At 67.1% G+C, this 20,417-nt stretch carries 13 protein-coding genes and 3 rRNA genes; 2 read left to right on the top strand and 14 right to left on the bottom strand.

Annotation, left to right across the window (positions count from 1 at the left end):
• Positions 1-9: 9 nt before the first annotated feature.
• The 12 genes from LQK93_RS14470 to LQK93_RS14415 all read right to left on the bottom strand — a co-directional run bounded on the left by LQK93_RS14470 (position 10) and on the right by LQK93_RS14415 (position 16,114).
• Complete coding sequence (locus tag LQK93_RS14470) at positions 10-1,158, bottom strand: adenosine deaminase (RefSeq protein WP_374968477.1); 1,149 nt, start codon at positions 1,156-1,158, stop codon at positions 10-12.
• Positions 1,155-1,556 (bottom strand): cupin domain-containing protein, encoded by a 402-nt coding sequence (locus LQK93_RS14465; RefSeq protein ID WP_374968476.1) that lies wholly within the window; start codon positions 1,554-1,556, stop codon positions 1,155-1,157. Before LQK93_RS14465 ends, LQK93_RS14470 begins: the two co-directional genes overlap by 4 nt.
• Before the next feature lie 95 nt (positions 1,557-1,651).
• Positions 1,652-1,768: ribosomal RNA gene (gene rrf / locus LQK93_RS14460) — 5S ribosomal RNA — on the bottom strand.
• 81 nt (positions 1,769-1,849) lie between these two features.
• Positions 1,850-4,983: ribosomal RNA gene (locus LQK93_RS14455) — 23S ribosomal RNA — on the bottom strand.
• 385 nt (positions 4,984-5,368) lie between these two features.
• A 16S ribosomal RNA gene (locus LQK93_RS14450) occupies positions 5,369-6,891 on the bottom strand.
• Together the 16S, 23S and 5S rRNA genes form the textbook arrangement of a ribosomal RNA operon.
• A gap of 658 nt (positions 6,892-7,549) precedes the next feature.
• Positions 7,550-8,839 carry a thymidine phosphorylase gene (locus LQK93_RS14445; protein WP_374968475.1) on the bottom strand — a complete coding sequence of 430 codons (1,290 nt, stop codon included), beginning with the start codon at positions 8,837-8,839 and terminating at the stop codon, positions 7,550-7,552.
• A gap of 51 nt (positions 8,840-8,890) precedes the next feature.
• Positions 8,891-9,316 (bottom strand): cytidine deaminase, encoded by a 426-nt coding sequence (locus tag LQK93_RS14440; RefSeq protein WP_374968474.1) that lies wholly within the window; start codon positions 9,314-9,316, stop codon positions 8,891-8,893.
• Entirely contained in the window at positions 9,313-10,587 is a 1,275-nt protein-coding gene (locus tag LQK93_RS14435; protein ID WP_374968473.1) for an ABC transporter permease, read from the bottom strand. Before LQK93_RS14435 ends, LQK93_RS14440 begins: the two co-directional genes overlap by 4 nt.
• Positions 10,584-11,705, bottom strand: coding sequence for an ABC transporter permease (locus tag LQK93_RS14430; protein WP_374968472.1), 1,122 nt, complete (start codon positions 11,703-11,705; stop codon positions 10,584-10,586). Before LQK93_RS14430 ends, LQK93_RS14435 begins: the two co-directional genes overlap by 4 nt.
• Positions 11,702-13,456 carry an ABC transporter ATP-binding protein gene (locus LQK93_RS14425; RefSeq protein WP_374968471.1) on the bottom strand — a complete coding sequence of 585 codons (1,755 nt, stop codon included), beginning with the start codon at positions 13,454-13,456 and terminating at the stop codon, positions 11,702-11,704. Before LQK93_RS14425 ends, LQK93_RS14430 begins: the two co-directional genes overlap by 4 nt.
• A gap of 230 nt (positions 13,457-13,686) precedes the next feature.
• Positions 13,687-14,748, bottom strand: a complete 1,062-nt coding sequence (locus LQK93_RS14420; RefSeq protein WP_374968470.1) for a BMP family protein — start codon at positions 14,746-14,748, stop codon at positions 13,687-13,689.
• 112 nt (positions 14,749-14,860) lie between these two features.
• A complete protein-coding gene (locus LQK93_RS14415) occupies positions 14,861-16,114 on the bottom strand; it encodes an amidohydrolase (protein ID WP_374968469.1) in 1,254 nt (417 codons plus the stop codon).
• Positions 16,115-16,228: 114 nt separating this feature from the next.
• Between LQK93_RS14415 and LQK93_RS14410 the strand changes: the two genes are divergently transcribed.
• Together LQK93_RS14410 and LQK93_RS14405 are read left to right on the top strand one after the other, a co-directional pair.
• The gene (locus LQK93_RS14410) at positions 16,229-16,942 is read left to right on the top strand and encodes a (2Fe-2S)-binding protein (RefSeq protein WP_374968468.1); all 714 of its coding nucleotides are present in this window, start codon (positions 16,229-16,231) and stop codon (positions 16,940-16,942) included.
• 148 nt (positions 16,943-17,090) lie between these two features.
• Complete coding sequence (locus LQK93_RS14405) at positions 17,091-17,978, top strand: DUF559 domain-containing protein (protein ID WP_374968467.1); 888 nt, start codon at positions 17,091-17,093, stop codon at positions 17,976-17,978.
• A 74-nt stretch (positions 17,979-18,052) separates the two neighbouring features.
• Here LQK93_RS14405 and LQK93_RS14400 read toward each other — a convergent pair whose 3' ends face one another.
• Both LQK93_RS14400 and LQK93_RS14395 read right to left on the bottom strand, forming a co-directional pair.
• Positions 18,053-19,645 (bottom strand): methylmalonyl-CoA mutase, encoded by a 1,593-nt coding sequence (locus LQK93_RS14400; protein WP_374968466.1) that lies wholly within the window; start codon positions 19,643-19,645, stop codon positions 18,053-18,055.
• A 225-nt stretch (positions 19,646-19,870) separates the two neighbouring features.
• Positions 19,871-20,380 carry a GbsR/MarR family transcriptional regulator gene (locus tag LQK93_RS14395; RefSeq protein ID WP_374968465.1) on the bottom strand — a complete coding sequence of 170 codons (510 nt, stop codon included), beginning with the start codon at positions 20,378-20,380 and terminating at the stop codon, positions 19,871-19,873.
• Positions 20,381-20,417: the final 37 nt, after the last annotated feature.

The raw sequence follows: 20,417 nt of genomic DNA, 5'->3' as shown, positions 1-20,417 counted from the left end.
TGCTGGGCGTCAGCAGCCGAGGGCGTTGTAGCCGGGCTTGATGACCCCGTCGATGAGCGCGAGTCGCTCGTCGAACGGGATGAACGCCGACTTCATGGCGTTGATCGTCACCCAGCGCAGGTCTTCCAGCGTCCAGCCGGCCTCGTCGCGCAGCAGCGTCGCCTCCCTCGTCATGGAGGTCGCGCTCATGAGCCGGTTGTCGGTGTTGAGGGTGACGCGGAAGCGCAGTCGGCCCAGCAGCGTGATGGGGTGGTGCGTGATAGACACCGCTGCGGACGTCTGCAGGTTGCTGCTCGGGCACATCTCGAGCGGGATGCGCTTGTCACGGACGTATGCGGCCAGCCGGCCCAGGCGCACCCGGTCCAGCTCCAGCGCCGTCAGTGCCTGCGGGTCGTCGGTCTGTCCCTCGAGCCACTCCGAGAAGGGCGAGCCGTCGACCGTGATGTCGTCGACGATGCGCACGCCGTGACCGAGGCGGTCCGCACCGCACCACTGGATGGCCTCCCAGATCGAGGGCAGGCCGAACGCCTCCCCCGCATGGATCGTGAAGTGGAAGTTCTCCCGCTGGAGGTACTCGAAAGCGTCCAGGTGGCGGGTGGGCGGGAAGCCGGCCTCGGCACCCGCGATGTCGAAGCCGGACACGCCTTCGTCGCGGTAGCGGATCGCCAGGCGCGCGATCTCCGTGGCGTTGGCGGCGTGGCGCATCGCGGTCAGCAGGGAGGTGACGCGGATCGGGTGACCGGCTGCGGCCGCCTTGGCCTCACCGTCGCGCAGTCCCGCGTTGACCGCTTCGACCACGCCCTCGAGCGTCAGGCCGTGCGTCAGGTGCTGCTCGGGGGCGTACCGGCTCTCGGCGTAGACGACTCCGTCGGCAGCGAGGTCCTGGGCGCACTCGCTGGCGACGCGGAAGAGCCCTTCGCGCGTCTGCATCACCGCAAGGGTGTGGTCGAACGTCTCCAGGTACCGCGGGAGCGACCCGGAGTCGGCGCTCTCGTGGAACCAGGTGCCCAGAGCCGCGGCGTCGGGTGCGGGCAGGGCGTCGTAGCCGACACTGGCCGCCAGCTCGATGATGGTCTGCGGCCGCAGGCCCCCGTCGAGGTGGTCGTGCAGCAGGACCTTGGGCGCGCGCTCCAGGACGTCAGGCAGCTCGTCGCTCACTGCCCGCCACCCGCGGCCTCGCCGGCGTCCTCCTCGTCCTCGCGGTGCACGGAGTCGGGGCTGAAGGCAGGCAGGCAGATCGCGACGTACTCGGCGCCCTGCGGCCCGCACGAGTAGCGGATCCGCTCGCCACCGCGGGTGATGACGGTCTGACCTGCCTGCGCCTCCAGGGTGCCGCCGTCATGGTCGACGAGCACGGTGCCCGCGAGTACCACGGTGATCTCGTCGAACTCCGGCGTCTGGTACGGCTCCGACCAACCGGCAGGGGCGACCATGCGAGCGACGGAGACCGAGGTCTGGAGCCCGGCATCGGGGGTGTTGACCGCACCGACGTGCTCGTCGATGACCTTGCCGCCGGGGACCGGGATACGGGTGGGAGACTCGATGAGTTCAGGCACGAGCCAACCCTAGCCCTTGACCAGTCAGGGCCTCCGACGACCACCAGAAATGCGACAACCCCGCCGGTTGCCCGGCGGGGTTGTCGTGAGAATGTGTCCGGCTGCGTCCTACTCTCCCACACCGTCACCAGTGCAGTACCATCGGCGCTGAAGGGCTTAGCTTCCGGGTTCGGAATGGAGCCGGGCGTTTCCCCTTCGCTATGACAGCCGAAACTCTATGGAGATATCAAATCAGTGGGCACAAGTTCCCGTTTGTATCTCGGGAACCGCACAGTGGACGCGTAGCATCTTTGTAAGTCAAGTTATCGGCTTATTAGTACCGGTCAGCTCCACACATTGCTGTGCTTCCACATCCGGCCTATCAACCCAGTCGTCTAGCTGGGAGCCTCTCGCCCTCGCGGGCCTGGAAACCTCATCTTGAAACGTGCTTCCCGCTTAGATGCTTTCAGCGGTTATCACTTCCGAACGTAGCTAATCAGCGGTGCCCTTGGCAGGACAACTGACACACCAGAGGTTCGTCCATCCCGGTCCTCTCGTACTAGGGACAGCCTTTCTCAAGTTTCCTACGCGCACAGCGGATAGGGACCGAACTGTCTCACGACGTTCTAAACCCAGCTCGCGTACCGCTTTAATGGGCGAACAGCCCAACCCTTGGGACCTACTCCAGCCCCAGGATGCGACGAGCCGACATCGAGGTGCCAAACCATGCCGTCGATATGGACTCTTGGGCAAGATCAGCCTGTTATCCCCGGGGTACCTTTTATCCGTTGAGCGACGGCGCTTCCACAAGCCACCGCCGGATCACTAGTCCCGACTTTCGTCCCTGCTCGACATGCCTGTCTCACAGTCAAGCTCCCTTGTGCACTTACACTCGAAACCTGATTACCAACCAGGCTGAGGGAACCTTTGGGCGCCTCCGTTACCTTTTAGGAGGCAACCGCCCCAGTTAAACTACCCACCAGGCACTGTCCCTGATCCGGATCACGGACCGAGGTTAGATATCCAGAACGACCAGAGTGGTATTTCAACGTTGACTCCACCATCACTGACGTGACGGCTTCACAGTCTCCCACCTATCCTACACAAGCCGTACCGAACACCAATACCAAGCTGTAGTAAAGGTCCCGGGGTCTTTCCGTCCTGCTGCGCGTAACGAGCATCTTTACTCGTAGTGCAATTTCGCCGAGTTCGTGGTTGAGACAGTGGAGAAGTCGTTACGCCATTCGTGCAGGTCGGAACTTACCCGACAAGGAATTTCGCTACCTTAGGATGGTTATAGTTACCACCGCCGTTTACTGGCGCTTAAGTTCTCAGCTTCGCACTTGCGTGCTAACCGGTCCCCTTAACGTTCCAGCACCGGGCAGGCGTCAGTCCGTATACATCGTCTTGCGACTTGGCACGGACCTGTGTTTTTAGTAAACAGTCGCTTCTCCCTGGTCTCTGCGGCCGATCACGCTCACCCAGCAAGTGGGGTCACGATCAGGGCCCCCCTTCTCCCGAAGTTACGGGGGTATTTTGCCGAATTCCTTAACCACGATTCACTCGATCGCCTTGGTATTCTCTACCTAACCACCTGAGTCGGTTTGGGGTACGGGCGGCTCGAACCTCGCTAGAAGTTTTTCTCGGCAGCATAGGATCACCCTCTTCCCGCATTCGCGGTCACTATCAGGTCTCAGGCTTGTATGCGGTCCGGATTTGCCTGGACCGCGCCCTACACCCTTGGACGTGGACAACCATCGCCACGCGGAGGCTACCTTCCTGCGTCACTCCATCGCTTGACTACTACCTGATCGGGCCGTGCGCTCCACCACCCGATAGACCCCGAAGGGTCTGGTGGGCGGCTTCAGGCACTTAGCATCACAAGGTTCATCAGGGGCGGTTCTTCGCCGGTTCCGGAATATCAACCGGATGTCCATCGACTACGCCTGTCGGCCTCGCCTTAGGTCCCGACTTACCCAGGGCAGATTAGCTTGACCCTGGAACCCTTGGTTATTCGGCGGACGGGTTTCTCGCCCGTCATTCGCTACTCATGCCTGCATTCTCACTCGTGTAGCCTCCACGGCTGGATCACTCCGCCGCTTCCCTGGCAACACGACGCTCCCCTACCCATCAACACGTCTGGACACCGAACCCGCAGGTGTCGGTGCCGAACAAAATGTCAATGCCACAGCTTCGGTGGTGTGCTTGAGCCCCGCTACATTGTCGGCGCGGAATCACTTGACCAGTGAGCTATTACGCACTCTTTAAAGGGTGGCTGCTTCTAAGCCAACCTCCTGGTTGTCACAGCAACTCCACATCCTTTCCCACTTAGCACACGCTTAGGGACCTTAGCTGGTGATCTGGGCTGTTTCCCTCTCGACTACGGAGCTTATCCCCCGCAGTCTCACTGCCACGCTCTCACTTACCGGCATTCGGAGTTTGGCTAACGTCAGTAACCTGGTGAGGCCCATCAGCTATCCAGTAGCTCTACCTCCGGCAAGAAACACGTGACGCTGCACCTAAATGCATTTCGGGGAGAACCAGCTATCACGGAGTTTGATTGGCCTTTCACCCCTACCCACAGCTCATCCCCTCAGTTTTCAACCTAAGTGGGTTCGGTCCTCCACGCAGTCTTACCTGCGCTTCAACCTGGCCATGGGTAGATCACTCCGCTTCGGGTCTAGACCCAGCGACTCAATCGCCCTGTTCGGACTCGCTTTCGCTACGGCTTCCCCACACGGGTTAACCTCGCCACTGAGCACTAACTCGCAGGCTCATTCTTCAAAAGGCACGCTGTCACCCCACACGCCCAACGGCGGGAGGCTCCAACGGATTGTAGGCACACGGTTTCAGGATCTATTTCACTCCCCTCCCGGGGTACTTTTCACCTTTCCCTCACGGTACTTGTCCGCTATCGGTCACCAGGGAATATTTAGGCTTAGCAGGTGGTCCTGCCAGATTCACACGGGATTTCTCGGGCCCCGTGCTACTTGGGAAACACCACCGGGAGTCCACACCATTTCGTCTACGGGGGTCGCACCCTCTATGCCGAGCCATTCAATGCTCTTCGACTATGACGCAGATTTCTCACTCCCTGCCGGCCTGTCAGAGCCGGCTGGCGGGTCCCACGACCCCGAACGTGCAACGCCTGACAGCTATCACACACGCCCGGTTTAGCCTCATCCGCTTTCGCTCGCCACTACTCACGGAATCACATGTTGTTTTCTCTTCCTGTGGGTACTGAGATGTTTCACTTCCCCACGTTCCCTCCACGCACCCTATATATTCAGGTGCGGGTGACTGGACTTGCCTCCAGCCGGGTTTCCCCATTCGGAAATCCTCGGATCACAGTCTGGTTATCGACTACCCGAGGCTTATCGCAGATTCCTACGTCCTTCTTCGGTTCCTGGTGCCAAGGCATCCACCGTGTGCCCTTAAAAACTTGACACTACAAAGATGCTCGCGTCCACTGTGAAGTTCTCAACATACAACCGGCACCCCACACCCAACCCAGCAACCGCCAGGCTTTCGGTGGGGCCCACGACCAGAAGAAACCCGGCCACACCAACCACCAGGACTGCGTTCCCGCACCCTAGCCGGTTGGTGTTGCCCGATCCTTCAGGACCCAACAACGTGTCAGACACCGCACCCACCGCCCCTCACGTTCCACTGCCAGCAGCCCGCAAAGCGAACAGCCAGCTTGTACTTGTGAGAGACACCAGGACGGTGTCAAGTAATCGATGTTCCACCCTTGAGCACCCGCTGCCCCACACTCGGGGACAGACCGGGCTCTGGAACGCAAACCCGAGGGTCTGCGATCAGATGCTCCTTAGAAAGGAGGTGATCCAGCCGCACCTTCCGGTACGGCTACCTTGTTACGACTTAGTCCCAATCGCCAGTCCCACCTTCGACGGCTCCCCCCACAAGGGTTGGGCCACCGGCTTCGGGTGTTACCGACTTTCGTGACTTGACGGGCGGTGTGTACAAGGCCCGGGAACGTATTCACCGCAGCGTTGCTGATCTGCGATTACTAGCGACTCCGACTTCATGGGGTCGAGTTGCAGACCCCAATCCGAACTGAGACCGGTTTTTTGGGATTCGCTCCACCTCGCGGTATCGCAGCCCTTTGTACCGGCCATTGTAGCATGCGTGAAGCCCAAGACATAAGGGGCATGATGATTTGACGTCATCCCCACCTTCCTCCGAGTTGACCCCGGCAGTCTCCTATGAGTCCCCACCATCACGTGCTGGCAACATAGAACGAGGGTTGCGCTCGTTGCGGGACTTAACCCAACATCTCACGACACGAGCTGACGACAACCATGCACCACCTGTACACCGGTCCGAAGACGCACCCATCTCTGGGTGATTCCGGTGTATGTCAAGCCTTGGTAAGGTTCTTCGCGTTGCATCGAATTAATCCGCATGCTCCGCCGCTTGTGCGGGCCCCCGTCAATTCCTTTGAGTTTTAGCCTTGCGGCCGTACTCCCCAGGCGGGGAACTTAATGCGTTAGCTGCGGCACGGATCTCGTGGAATGAGACCCACACCTAGTTCCCAACGTTTACGGCATGGACTACCAGGGTATCTAATCCTGTTCGCTCCCCATGCTTTCGCTTCTCAGTGTCAGTAATGGCCCAGAGACCTGCCTTCGCCATCGGTGTTCCTCCTGATATCTGCGCATTCCACCGCTACACCAGGAATTCCAGTCTCCCCTACCACACTCTAGTCTGCCCGTACCCACTGCAAGTCCGAGGTTGAGCCTCGGATTTTCACAGCAGACGCGACAAACCACCTACAAGCTCTTTACGCCCAATAATTCCGGACAACGCTCGCACCCTACGTATTACCGCGGCTGCTGGCACGTAGTTAGCCGGTGCTTCTTCTGCAGGTACCGTCACTTGCGCTTCTTCCCTGCTGAAAGAGGTTTACAACCCGAAGGCCGTCATCCCTCACGCGGCGTCGCTGCATCAGGCTTCCGCCCATTGTGCAATATTCCCCACTGCTGCCTCCCGTAGGAGTCTGGGCCGTGTCTCAGTCCCAGTGTGGCCGGTCGCCCTCTCAGGCCGGCTACCCGTCGTCGCCTTGGTGAGCCACTACCTCACCAACAAGCTGATAGGCCGCGAGTCCATCCCAGACCGAAAAAACTTTCCACACCATGCCCATGCGGGCTGGTGTCGTATCCGGTATTAGCTCCGGTTTCCCGGGGTTATCCCAGAGTCAGGGGCAGGTTACTCACGTGTTACTCACCCGTTCGCCACTGATCAGACCAAGCAAGCTTGATCGTCACCGTTCGACTTGCATGTGTTAAGCACGCCGCCAGCGTTCGTCCTGAGCCAGGATCAAACTCTCCGTTGATGTTCAAACACCCACACGCACAAGCCCAAAAGACCCACACGATGAGCAAACTTTGAACCCCAGAAGGGTCCGAAAACCTGACTGAAGTCGAACAACCAGCTCAAAAAGAGTCAGTCATTCAATTCAACCAAAGGATATTCGCCCGAAACCAGACACAACCACCCGAACGGGCGACCATGCCAGCCCCGGGACGAGGTAATTGGCATCGATTTTTGACACGCTGTTGAGTTCTCAAGAATCGGACACACACCATCACCCGGCTCAACGAGCCAGCCTCCGGGGCAACCCTTCAATCTTACCCGCCTCAAGCTTGGGAGTCAAACCTGCGACCCGCCCTTCAGGACGGCCAGACATGACCCGCTTGGTGTCAGCGGTTCCTACTCGGTGAAGCCTACCCCGATCGCTCGAGGCGCTCCAGCCGTTTCCGTGCGGCCTCGATCACCCGAAGCCGTGCGGAGCAGTCCGTGACTCTACCGGACGAACCGGCATGGTCTGGACCATGGTGGTCAGCCCCGGGACCGGCCAGCTTCGCTGCGTGATCTCTCACGGCTGCGGTGGCGTCCGTTCCTCCCTGTCGGGCTGACGAAGAGAACAGTAGCCCGGCCTGCCGGGATCTCCAAAATCGGGTCGGAAGCCCCTCTTTCCGACACTCCCCGCCTCAGGACACCCGGTCGATGACGATCGGCGGCAGGTCGGGCCGTGAGCCCTCGGGCGCGATCATGAATCCCCCCTCGAGCGCGTCCAGCGCGCGGGCGAACCGCTCCGGCTCGTCGGTGTGCAGCGTCATCAGCGGCTCTCCCCCGCGCACCGTGGCGCCGGGCTTGTAGTGCAGCTCCACCCCGGCCCCAGCCTGGACGGCGTCCTCCTTGCGAGCGCGGCCGGCACCGAGGCGCCACGCAGCCACCCCCACGGCCAGCGCGTCCAGCTGGACGAGCACTCCGTCGGCCGAGGCCAGCACCTGGTGCGTCTCCCGGGCACGGGGCAGCTCAGCGTCGGGATCACCGCCCTGAGCACGGATCATCCGGCGCCACACGTCCATGGCGCGCCCGTCGGCGAGGACGTCGGCCGGGTCGATGTCGGTGCGTCCGGCACCGGCCACCATCTCGCGTGCCAGGGCGAGGGTCAGCTCCACGACGTCCTCGGGACCTCCGCCGGCGAGAACCTCGACGGACTCGCGCACCTCGAGCGCGTTGCCCGCCGTCAGGCCGAGCGGCGTCTCCATGTTGGTCAGGAGCGCCACGGTGTGCACGCCGGCGTCCTTGCCGAGCCGCACCATCGTCTCGGCCAGCTCGCGCGCCTGGTCGAGCTCCTTCATGAAGGCGCCCGAGCCGACCTTGACGTCGAGCACCAGCGACCCGGTGCCCTCCGCGATCTTCTTGCTCATGATGGAGGTCGCGATGAGGGGCACGCAGGACACGGTCCCCGTGACGTCGCGCAACGCATACAGCTTCTTGTCCGCGGGGGCGAGGCCCGTGCCAGCTGCACAGATCACCGCCCCGACGTCCTCGAGCTGGCGCATCATCTCCTCGTTGCTGAGGTCGGCACGCCACCCCGGGATGGACTCGAGCTTGTCGAGGGTGCCACCCGTGTGGCCGAGCCCGCGTCCGGAGAGCTGGGGGACGGCGACACCGCAGGCGGCGACGATCGGCGCGAGCGGCAGCGTGATCTTGTCGCCCACACCGCCCGTCGAGTGCTTGTCGCTCGTCGGGCGCGACAGCGACGAGAAGTCGAGCCGCTCCCCCGAGCGGATCATCGCGTCGGCCCACCGGGCGATCTCGCGGGAGCTCATCCCGTTGAGGTAGATCGCCATCGCGAGGGCTGCCATCTGCTCCTCGGCGACGACGCCCCGGGTGTAGGCGTCGATCACCCAGTCGATCTGGGCATCCGAGAGCTCCTGGCGGTCCCGCTTGGCGGAAATGACGTCGACGGCATCGAAGGCTTCGCTCACGGGGCCCATCATGTCGCAGCGCCAAGCGGCGCCGGCCGGGGACCGCGCCGTTCAGCCGTGGGCGTGACGCAGGTCGTCGACGCCGAAGGCCTGCGGCAGCACCGCCGTCATCGGCAGCACCCCCTCCGGCGTCATGAGCAGGCACTCGGGGCCACCGTTCTCCCACAGCAGCTGGCGGCACCGACCGCAGGGCATCAGTGCCTGGCCGTCGGAGCCGACGCAGAAGACGGCCGTCAGCCGCCCTCCCCCCGTGGCGTGCAGCTCGGAGACCATGCCGCACTCGGCGCACAGCGCGACGCCGTAGGCCGCGTTCTCGACGTTGCAGCCCGCCACCACGCGCCCGCCGTCGACGAGACCGGCGACGCCGACCGGGAAGTGGGAGTAGGGCGCGTACGCGCGCTCCATGAGCTCGACGGCACGCAGCCGCAGCGCCTCCCAGTCCACGTCGGTCGAGGAGCCTGCCGTCGGTTCGGTCACGACGCCTCACCCTTGCGGTAGACGGCTCCGTCAGCGGCGGGCATACGCAGTCGTTGCGAGGCGAAGGCGAGCACGAGGAGCGTCGCGACGTAGGGGGTCATGCCGGTGAACTCGTTGGGGACGCTGGGAGCCGAGAGGAACCACCCGAGCGCGAGGACGCCCATGACCACCATCGGCACGCCGACGAACGGCTTGCCCCGGCGGCGCCGGACGAACTGCCAGACGCCCCAGGCGATCAGTGCCACGGCGATCGGGAGCAGGTACGCGCGCACCACATCACCGTGACCGCGGAGCTGGACCGCGTCGGTGTAGCCGAAGAGGGCCGCACCTCCTGCAAGGCCGCCCGGGCGCCAGTTGCCGAAGATCATCGCGGCGAGGCCGATGAACCCTCGGCCACCCGTCTGGCCCTCGCGGTACAGGTTGCTCGCGACCAGGACGAGGAACCCGCCGGCCAGCCCGGCGAGGCCGCCGGAGATGAGGACCGCCGTGAACTTGTAGCGGTAGACGTTGACACCGAGGGTCTCGGCGGCCACCGGCGACTCACCGCACGAGCGCAGCCGCAGGCCGAAGGCCGTGCGCCACAGCACCCACCAGGTGAGCACGAGCAGCAGCACCGCGATGATCGTCAGCACGTTGAGGTTGGTGGTCACGGCACGCAGCACCGCCGCGAGGTCGGAGACGAGCCACCAGTGCTTCTGCTCGAGGTTGTACAGCGGGTCGGACACGCCGGGGATCGACAGGAACGGCAGCTGCTGCAGCGGCGGGGACTGTGTCGGGCCACCGCCGGGCAGGCCGGTGAAGGTGCGGACCGCGAGGTAGGCACCGGCGCCGAGGCCGAGGAGGTTGATCGCCACACCGGAGACGATGTGGTCGACGCCGAAGACGACGGTGGCGAGCGCATGGATGGCGCCGCCGACGACTCCCATGAGGATCGCCCCGAGGATGCCGGCCCACGGGCCGTAGTGATAGCCGAAGAAGGCGCCGCCCCACGTGCCGAGGATCATCATGCCTTCGAGGCCGATGTTGACGACGCCGGCACGCTCGCTCCAGAGGCCGCCGAGGCCGGCGAGGCCGATCGGGACGGCGAGGCCGATGGCCGCCATGAGGGCGCCGGAGGAGTCGATGTCGTCGGCGCCGGTGATGACGCGGACGGTCGAGACGACGAGGAGGGCGCCCACGACGATCGCGGCCCAGAACCAGCGGGGCCGACCCGTGCGCTTGGCGGCCGGCGAGGTGGCCGGAGCGGCCTCGGTCATGACGGGGGCGCTCATGCCACCGCTCCTTCCGTCTGGACGGCGGCTTGCCGGGCGAGCTCGCTGGCGACGCGGCGCTGCTCGAGGCGGACGTTGGCGCGGCGCACGACCTCGTAGGCGATGACGACCGACAGCACGATGACTCCCTGGATGACGAGCACGAGCCGGTCGCTGACGCCGGCGGTGATCTGCAGGCCGTTGCCCTGCGCGTCGAGGTAGGCCCACAGCAGCGCGGCGAAGGCGATGCCGACGGGGTTGTTGCGACCGAGCAGCGCGATGGCGATGCCGGCGAAACCGAGCCCGGCCTGGACGGTGTCGCCGTAGACGTAGTCCTGGCCGAAGAGCAGCGGCATGCCGACGAGACCGGCCGCCGCGCCGGAGATGAGCATCGTGGTCAGGACCATCCGCTTGACCCTGACGCCGCTCGCGACGGCTGCCGACTCGGAGCGGCCGGTCGCGCGCAGGTCGAAGCCGAACCGCGTCTTGTTGATGACGAACCAGTAGAGGATGCCGACGAGGATCGCGAGGACGACCAGGCCGTAGACCTTGCTCGGCGTCGCGATGATGCCGTCGAGCGAGATGCCCGGCACGCGCGAGTCCTGCGGCAGCGGCTTGGTGTTGGTCGCGTTGCTGCCCTGGACGCGTTGGGCGGTCTTGCCCAGCAGGAACGCCACGAGGAAGGTCGCGATCGCATTGAGCATGATGGTCGAGATGACCTCGGAGACGCCTCGGGTCACCTTGAGCACGCCCGCGATGCCGGCCCAGAGCGCGCCGGAGGCCATGGCCACGATGAGCGCCACGATGATGTTGAGCCAGCCGGGCAGGTAGCCCTGGCCGGCGAAGAGCGCGGCCGCGAACGACGCGACGCGGTACTGCCCGTCGACGCCGATGTTGAACAGGTTCATCCGGAAGCCGATGGCCACGGCGATCGCCGAGAGGTAGTAGACCGAGGCCGCGTTGATGATGTTGATGACCTGCCGCGGCAGCGGCGCCTTGAACAGCTGGGCCCAGACCGCCCCGACCGGGTCGCCGGCGACGAGCAGGATGATGCTCGTCACCACGACCGCCACGACGATCGACAGCAGCGGCGCCGCAGCCGCCATGAGCAGGCGGCGGGCGTCGAAGCGGGTGCTCATCGGGTCTCCCCCTCGTCATGGGTCCCCGCGGCGGGGGCGTCGGTGGGTGCCTCGGGTGAGGGCTCCGCCACCGGATGGGTCGTATGCGTCATCGGCGTCGCGGGGTCCGCCGGGCTCGCCGGGGTGGTGGTCTTCCCCGGGCCCGCGGGGTGCGCGGGGTGCGCGGGCGCGGGCTGCGCCCCGGTCATCGCGGCGCCGAGCTCCTCGCGCGTCACCACGTCGGGGTCGAACTCGCCCGTCAGGGCGCCGCGCAGGATGACGTGGATCGTGTCGGACAGGCCGACGAGCTCCTCCAGGTCGGCCGAGACCAGCAAGACGCCGAGGCCGTTGCGGCGGGCCGCCTTGATGTGGTCCCAGATCGCCGCCTGCGCTCCGACGTCGACGCCGCGGGTCGGGTGCGCGGCGACGAGGACACGCGGGTTGCGGCGCATCTCGCGGCCGATGATGAGCTTCTGCTGGTTGCCGCCCGAGAGGGACCCGGAGGTGACGTTGATCGAGGGCGTGCGGACGTCGAACTCCTCGACGATCGTCTCGGTCTCGCGCTTGGCGCCGGAGGCGTTGACGAGCACGCCACCTGGCCCGGACACGTTGACCGACTCGGTCTGGTGGCCGAGGATCACGTTCTCCCACAGGGGCGCCTCGAGGAGCAGCCCGTGCCGGTGCCGGTCCTCGGGGATGTAGCCGATGCCCGCCTCGCGGATCTCGCGGACCTGCCAGTCCGAGATGTCGACGTCGCCGAGCAGGATGCGCCCGGTCGTCGGCTCGCGCATGCCCATGATGACCTCGACGAGCTCGGCCTGGCCGTTGCCCTCGACGCCGGCGATGCCGACGACCTCGCCGGCGTGGATGGTCAGGTCGATGCCGTCGAGCAGCGCTCGGCCACCAGCCGGGTCGTCGAGCGAGATGCCCTCGACCGTGAGCATCGGGGTCTGCGTGACCGTCGACTCCTCCGTGGAGGGCGAGGGCAGCTCCGAGCCGACCATCAGCTCCGCGAGCTGGTGCGGCGTCACGCCGGACGGGTCGACCTCGGCGACCGTCGTGCCCCGCCGGATGACGGTGATGGCATCGGCGACCTTCAGCACCTCGTCGAGCTTGTGCGAGATGAACATGACCGTGAGGCCCTCGGACTTCAGCTCGCGCAGGTTGTCGAAGAGCTCGTCGACCTCCTGGGGCACGAGGACCGCAGTCGGCTCGTCGAGGATGATGATGCGCGCCCCGCGGTAGAGGACCTTGAGGATCTCGATGCGCTGGCGCGCCCCGACCCCGAGGTCCGCGACGAGCGCGTCGGGGCGGACCTCGAGGCCGTAGGCGTCGGAGATCTCGCGGATCTTGCCGCGCGCTCGCTCACCGATTCCGTGCAGCTTCTCGGCGCCCAGCACGACGTTCTCGAGGACCGTGAGGTTGTCGGCGAGCTGGAAGTGCTGGAAGACCATGCCGATGCCGGCGGCGATGGCGTCGGCGGGCGAGCGCAGCTGGCGTACTTTCCCGTCGATCTCGATGGTGCCCTCGTCGGGCTGCTGGACGCCGTAGAGGATCTTCATGAGCGTCGACTTGCCGGCACCGTTCTCACCCACGATCGCGTGGACGGTGCCCTTGTCGACGGTGAGCGCGATGTCCTTGTTGGCGACGACGCCCGGGAACCGCTTCGTGATGCCCTCGAGCCGGACGGCCGGGGCTCCGTGGTGGACGGCCCTGGGAGGGGCGCCGCCGGACTTGTCCCCGGGCTTGTTCCCGGGCTTGTCCCCGGTCACGGGCGGGTTGCTGACGATGACACACGCTCCTCATGCGGGCCCGCCTCGACGCGGGCGTCGATCGAGTATTGAACCAGCATCCACGAACCTGACAACCCTCGCGGTGCCGAATGGGTGAGCTCCGAGCTCCGGATGATGCGACGGCCCGGGCGACGCTGCACGCGCCGCCCGGGCCGTCGGAGGAACGGCCGTGTCGGCCGTCCCTTCCGTGCTCTGGACGTTCTGGACGATCAGGACTTCGGAACGGTGATCTCGCCCGAGATGATCTTCTGCTTGTAGTCGTCCAGCTTGCTCTTGATGTCGTCGATGTGGCCACCGGTCGTGGCGTAGTCGACACCGCCGGCCTTGAGGTCGAAGACCTTGTTGCCGGCCTTGAAGGCGCCGTTCTTCACCTCGGTGATGAAGTCGAAGACACCCACGTCGACCTTCTTGATCATCGAGGTCAGGATGACGTCGCGGACGTCGGCGGGGGCCGTCTTGGCCTGGTCGGAGTCGACGCCGATGGCCCACTTGCCGGCCGACTTGGCCGCCGTGAAGACACCGCCGCCGGAGCCACCGGCCGCGTGGTAGACGACGTCGGCGCCGCCCTGGTACATGCCGTCGGCCGCGGCCTTGCCCTTGTCGACGGAGTTGAAGCCCGAGAAGTCCGGCGGCTGGGTGAGGTACTTGACGTCGATCTTGATGTTCGGGTTGACCGCCTTGGCGCCGGCCTTGTAGCCCGCCTCGAACTTCTTGATGAGCTCGGTCTGCACACCACCGATGAAGCCGATGTGGTTGGTCTTGCTCTTGAGCGCCGCGGCCGCGCCGACGAGGTAGGAGCCCTGCTCCTCGGCGAAGGTGATCTGGTCGACGTTCGGGCCGGCGGAGTCGGGCGACGCGTCGTCGACGATGGCGAACTTGACGTCGGGGTTGGCCTTCGCCGTCTCGCCGACGGCCTTGGCGTACGCGAAGCCGACGGCCACGATGTTGTTGTACCCGGCGTCGATCAGCGACTGGAGGCGGTCCTTGCGGGCCGACTCGGACTCGCCGTTGACCGCCGAGGCCTCCTTGACGTCGGCGCCGAGCTCGGCCTTGGCCTTGTCGAGGCCCGCGGCAGCGGCGTCGTTGAACGACTGGTCACCGCGACCGCCCACGTCGTAGGCCATACCGATCTTCAGCGAGCCGCCGCCGGTCGCGCCGGTCGATCCGCCCGTGCTGCCGGGGGAGGTCGTGTTGCCGGTGCTGCTGCCGCAGGCCGCGAGGCCGAGTGCGGCGGCGGCCACCACCGACGCGACCTTGGTTGCGTGACGCAAGAGGTGCTCCTTAGATGCGCGGGGCCGACGACGACATCGGCCCAGATAGCACGGAACTGTAGACCCCGCAGCCGCAAGATCTGAGCGCCTCCCGGGCAAGTCGCAGCAAGTGTTACCGATCCGCGACCGCGGTCAGCGGAGAGACGCCGGTGAGGCTCGGGCTGCCCGCCAGCTGGGCCGCCGCGGCGAACACGACGCCGGCCAGCGTGCGTGCCCCGACGGGGATCGCGGCCTCGTCGACGACGAGGTCACCGCGGTGCAGGTCGTAGGTCGTGCCGCCCGGCGTGCGCGTGCCGAGACGGGCCATGGCTCCCGGCACGTGTGTCAGGTACCAGGCGAAGTCCTCACCCCCGAGGGACTGCGGCGTGGGGGCCACGAAGCCGCCGGTGCCGGTCACCGCGGCCGTGAGCGCGTCGATGCAGGACGCGTCGTTGACGACGGGCGGCACACCCTTGGTGATCGTCACGTCGGCCTGCACGGCATACGGCCTCACGACCTCGTGTACGACGGACTCGAGGAGGCGCTCGACCCCGTCCCAGATGCCGGCGTCCAGCATGCGCAGCGTGCCGGTGACCTTGCCGGAGGAGGGAATGACGTTGGCCGCGCCGCCCGAGTGGATCGAGCCCCACACGAGCGCCGCGCTGGCCCTGGGGTCGAGACGGCGCGACAGGACGGCCGGAACGTCGGTGATGACCTTGGCCAGGGCGTAGGTGAGGTCCTGCGTCAGGTGCGGGCGCGAGGTGTGTCCCCCGCGGCCCGCGAGGGTGACCTCTATCTGGTCGGCGGCGGCCGTGACCGCGCCGACGCGGAGGCCCACCTGGCCGGCGTCGAGGTTCGGATCGCAGTGCAGCGCGAAGATACGGTCGACGCCGACGAGCCCGTCCTGGGCCACGACGTCCTCGGCTCCGCCGGGCATCAGCTCCTCGGCCGGCTGGAACACGAGGCGGGCGGCGACATTGGCCGCGACGAGCCGTTCCTCGACCTCCTTGAGGGCGAGCGCCGCACCGATGAGGGCGGTCGTGTGCACGTCGTGGCCGCACGAGTGGCTCACGCCGTCGGTCTGCGAGGCGAACGGGAGGCCCGTCTGCTCACGGATCGGCAGGGCGTCGATGTCGGCCCGCAGCGCGATGCGGTGCACGGGGTCGGTCGCGCCCAGCTCGGCCACGAGGCCCGTGCCGCGCAGCCGGCGGACGCCGATGCCGGCGCGTTCGAGGCGCTCGGCGATGAGCGCGGTCGTGCGGACCTCGCCGCGGCCGAGCTCGGGGTGGGTGTGCAGGTCGCGACGGATGGTGACCAGCTCGGGCACGCACTGCTCGACGGTTCGGGCGATGGCCTCGAAGGGCAGCGAAGGCGTGCGGTCGGTCACGAGTACGGGAGTCTAGCGAGAGGATGGGCCCGGCCCCCTGCCGCGGGGTGCACAGGGTGCCGTTGGGTCCGCCGGGTCCGCCGGGTCCGGCTGCGACGGATGGAGAGGTGAGGCGTGGAGAGGCCAGGCGCGGAGATCGACGCACGGGCTGCGAACCCGCGCGCGCCGGAGGCCGTCCCGCACGTCGTGGCGATCGTCGACCGTGCCCTGCCGTTCACCACCATGACCTGCGATACGTCTGCGGCGACGGTCCGGTTCGGTGACGTGGTCGCCCACGTACGGGCCGGCGCCGACCCGCTCGCACCGTGGCGCGACGCGCTGCGCGCCCAGATGCAGTCCCGGCACGCGGTGCCAGTGCCGCCGCACGTCCCCGCGGCCTTCGTGCTCCAGTGGTGGTGCGAGGTCGCCGCCACCCCGATGGCGTATGCCGCGTCGCTGGGTCCGTGGCTGCTCGTGCCCGCCGCGTCCGGGCTGGGTTTCGAGCTGGCCCCGGGCCTCTACCCCGACCGCATCACGGTGGACCCCGACGGGACCTCGCTGGAGGTGGACGACGACCCCGCCGGTCGTCTGGAACGGGCCCGGACGGCATACGTCGCCCTGGTCTCGGAGGTCGTGACGGCATACGCCCCCGGGGTGAAGATGAGCTCGCGCCAGCGCTGGGGGGTCGTCGAGGACATGTGGGAGACGGCGGTGCGGCGGGCGCGCGGCGCCGCCGGGGAGAGCGTGGGTCCGGAGCCGGCCCGGGTGTCGTGCTGCTTCATCTACGCGCTGCCCGGGATGCTCGAGTGCGCCGCCTGCCCCCGGCACGGCCGCCCCGGTTCGGGCTGAGCGGGCCCGGGCGAGCCGACGGACCGCCACGAACGGGTGTATGCCATGAGCCCCGTGCGGGACGGCGGCCGCGATCCGCTGTCGTGGCGGTCCGTCGGCCTGTGGATGGCCGAGGTGAGCAGCGGCGACACCCGGGCAGCCTGAGGCCATGGACGTCGCGACCGTGCTGGCCCAGCGCGGCGGCAGCGCCAAGTGGTCGCAGCTGCGGCCGGTGGTGCGCCGCCGACAGCTGCGGCGCGCCGTGGCTGACGGGAGCGTCGTCCGCCTGCGCCGAGGGCGCTACGGCTTGTCGAGCCTGCTCGCATCGCGCGCCACGGCGGAGTCCGTCAGCGCGACGGCGTCACACCTCACGGCTGCGTTGCACTGGGGGTGGGCGGTCAAGCACGAGCCGGACCTCGTTCACGTGACGCTGCCACGAGGCCGCAAGCTGCGCGAGCCGGCGCGGACCGGCGTGCTTCGCCACTGGCGAGACCTGACCGCCGACGAGATCGTCGAAGGATGGGTCACCAGCCCTGCACGCACCGTCATCGACTGCTGTCTGGACCTGCCGTTCGACGAGGCCTTGGCCGTGGCCGACTCCTCGTGGCGTGACGGCCTGTCACCGCTGGTCGTGCGAGATCTGGCGCTGCGTCTGCCGCCACGGTCACGGCGCAAGGTGGGCCGCGTGCTGCAGCACCTGGATCGTGGGGCCGCCAACCCGTTCGAGTCGGTGCTGCGCGCCCTGTGCCTCCAGGTCGAAGGGCTCGGCGTCGTCACCCAGCACGTCGTCAAGGGACATGGCTTCTTCGCCCAGGTGGACCTCGCCGACAAGGCGTTACGCATCGTGATCGAGGCCGAGGGTTTCGAGAACCACGGAACCCGACCGGCCCTGAAGCGCGACTGCCGGCGCTACACGGGGCTGGGGGCGCGCGGCTGGGTGGTGCTCCGGTTCACCTGGGACGAGGTGATGTTCGAGCCCGAATACGTCCTGGCCGCCCTGCGCGAGATCGTCACCGTGCGCCGAGCGACCGCCACGGACCTGCCGACCGCGTCATAGCCCTGCTCGACGCCCAGCCCACAGCGGAACTAGTGGCGGTCCGCTGGGCCGGGCGGACGGCATACGTGCTCGGGTCAGAAGGTCTCTCGCGGCTGGTAGACGCCCCAGACCTCGCGGAGCGCGTGCGCGACCTCGCCGCCGGTGGCGCGGGCGGCGAGCGCCTCCTTCATCGGGTAGAGGACGTTGTCGGTGCCGCGGGCCGCCTCCTGGAGACGGCCGAGAGCGGCCTTGACGGCATCGTCGTCGCGGTCGGCGCGCAGCGCCTCGAGGCGGGCGCGCTGGTCGGCCTCGATGGTCGGGTCGACGCGCAGCGGCTCGTAGCGCTCCTCCTGGTCGAGCGTGTACTTGTTGACGCCGACGACGGTGCGCTCGCCGTTGTCGATCTCGAGCTGCACCCGGTACGCGGAGCGCTCGATCTCCGACTTCTGGAAGCCCTGCTCGATGGCGGCCACGGCGCCGCCCTTGTCCTCGACGGCCTGGATCAGCGCGAGCGCGGCCTCCTCGATCTCGTCGGTCATCGACTCGACGACGTAGGAGCCGGCGAACGGGTCGACGGTCTTGGTCACGTCGGTCTCGTAGGCGATGACCTGCTGGGTGCGAAGGGCGAGGCGGGCGGCCTTCTCGGTCGGGAGGGCGATGGCCTCGTCGAAGGAGTTGGTGTGCAGCGACTGGGTGCCGCCGAGCACGGCGCCCAGGCCCTGCAGGGCCACGCGGACGAGGTTGACCTCCGGCTGCTGTGCGGTCAGCTGGACGCCGGCGGTCTGGGTGTGGAAGCGCAGCATCATCGACTTCGGGTTCTGGGCGCCGAACTGCTCCTTCATGATCCGCGCCCAGATGCGGCGGGCCGCGCGGAACTTGGCGACCTCCTCGAGCAGCGTCGTGCGCGCGACGAAGAAGAAGGACAGGCGCGGCGCGAAGTCGTCGACGGCGAGCCCGGCGGCCTGGGCGGCGCGGACGTACTCCATCGCGTTGGCGAGGGTGAAGGCGATCTCCTGCACGGGCGTCGCGCCGGCCTCGGCCATGTGGTAGCCGCTGATGGAGATGGTGTTCCAGCGCGGCATCTCCTTGTGGCAGTAGGCGAAGACGTCGGCGATGAGGCGCAGGGACTCGCGCGGCGGGTAGATGTAGGTGCCGCGGGCGATGTACTCCTTGAGCACGTCGTTCTGGATCGTGCCGGTCAGCTGGTCGCCGGGGACGCCCTGCTCCTCGGCGACGAGCTGGTAGAGCAGCAGCAGCGTCGAACCGGGCGCGTTGATCGTCATCGACGTGGAGATCTTGTCGAGCGGCAGCCCTTCGAAGAGGGTGCGCATGTCGTCGAGGCTGTCGATGGCCACGCCGACCTTGCCGACCTCGCCGTGGGCGATCGGCTCGTCGGAGTCGTAGCCCATCTGGGTCGGCAGGTCGAAGGCGACGGAGAGTCCGCCGGTGCCGGCCTGGACGAGCTGGTGGTAGCGCTGGTTGCTCTCCTTGGCGGTGCCGAAGCCGGCGTACTGGCGCATCGTCCACGGCCGGCCGGTGTACATCGACGGGTAGACGCCGCGGGTGAAGGGGTATCGGCCGGGGGCGCCGAGCTTGGCGTCGGGGTCGAAACCGGCCAGGGCCGACGCGTCGTAGACGGGCTCGATGGGCAGGTCGGACTCGGAGCGCGCGCCAGTGCTGTCAGCCATGCTGCCGAGCGTATCGGCGCGAGGTCGGGTCTCCGCGGCCTGCTGGGCGAACGTTGTCGATCTCACGTCACCGAGGGCGTATGCCGTGTGCCCGGGGGTGGGCCGGACGTGGCCTTTCGACGGGGCGGCACCCACGAAGTTTGGCCTCTCGACGGGGTGGGACCAGCGAAGTTTGGCCTCTCGACGGGGCGGGACCCGCGAAATTTGGCCTTTCGACGGTTGGGGTCAGGGGGCGGGCCAGGCGCGGGTGAGGTGGGCCTTGCGGTCCTCCCACTCCTCCTCCAGCGCACCCAGGCGCTCGCCGAGGAACTCGAGGAAGGCGACGGACAGCTGCAGCCGACGGCCGGCCTCGGTGTCGACGCCGCCCACGGCCGGCACCCCCGCGCGCAGGCTCGTCTCGATCTGCGCGAGCACCCGGTCCCGGGAGAGCATCGCGCCGTGCCAGGCGTCGGCCTGCACCACATAGACGTCGCGCCGCGACCCCCGTTCGCGCTCCTTGCCGATGAGGTAGGTCTGGGTCAGGTAGCGCACCGCCCCGGAGACGGCGGCCGGGCTCACGTCGAGGGCCTCGGTCAGCTCAGCGGCGGTCATGCGCCCGTCGTCGTCGGCGAGCAGCTGCGCGAAGACGCGGGAGGCGAGGCGCGGCATACCGGCGTCGGTGAGGGTGTCCCCGAAACGCTCGACGTAGGCGGAGACCGCCCGCTCGTCACGGGTGCTGTGCCGCGCTGCCGTCACTGGTCCTCCTCCGTCGCCTGCTCCGACCTTAGCCGAT

Source organism: Terrabacter sp. BE26, from assembly GCF_041941675.1.
Taxonomy (GTDB): Bacteria; Actinomycetota; Actinomycetes; order Actinomycetales; family Dermatophilaceae; genus Terrabacter.
Note: the sequence above shows the minus strand (reverse complement) of the source record. Positions and strands in the feature narration are given on the sequence as shown.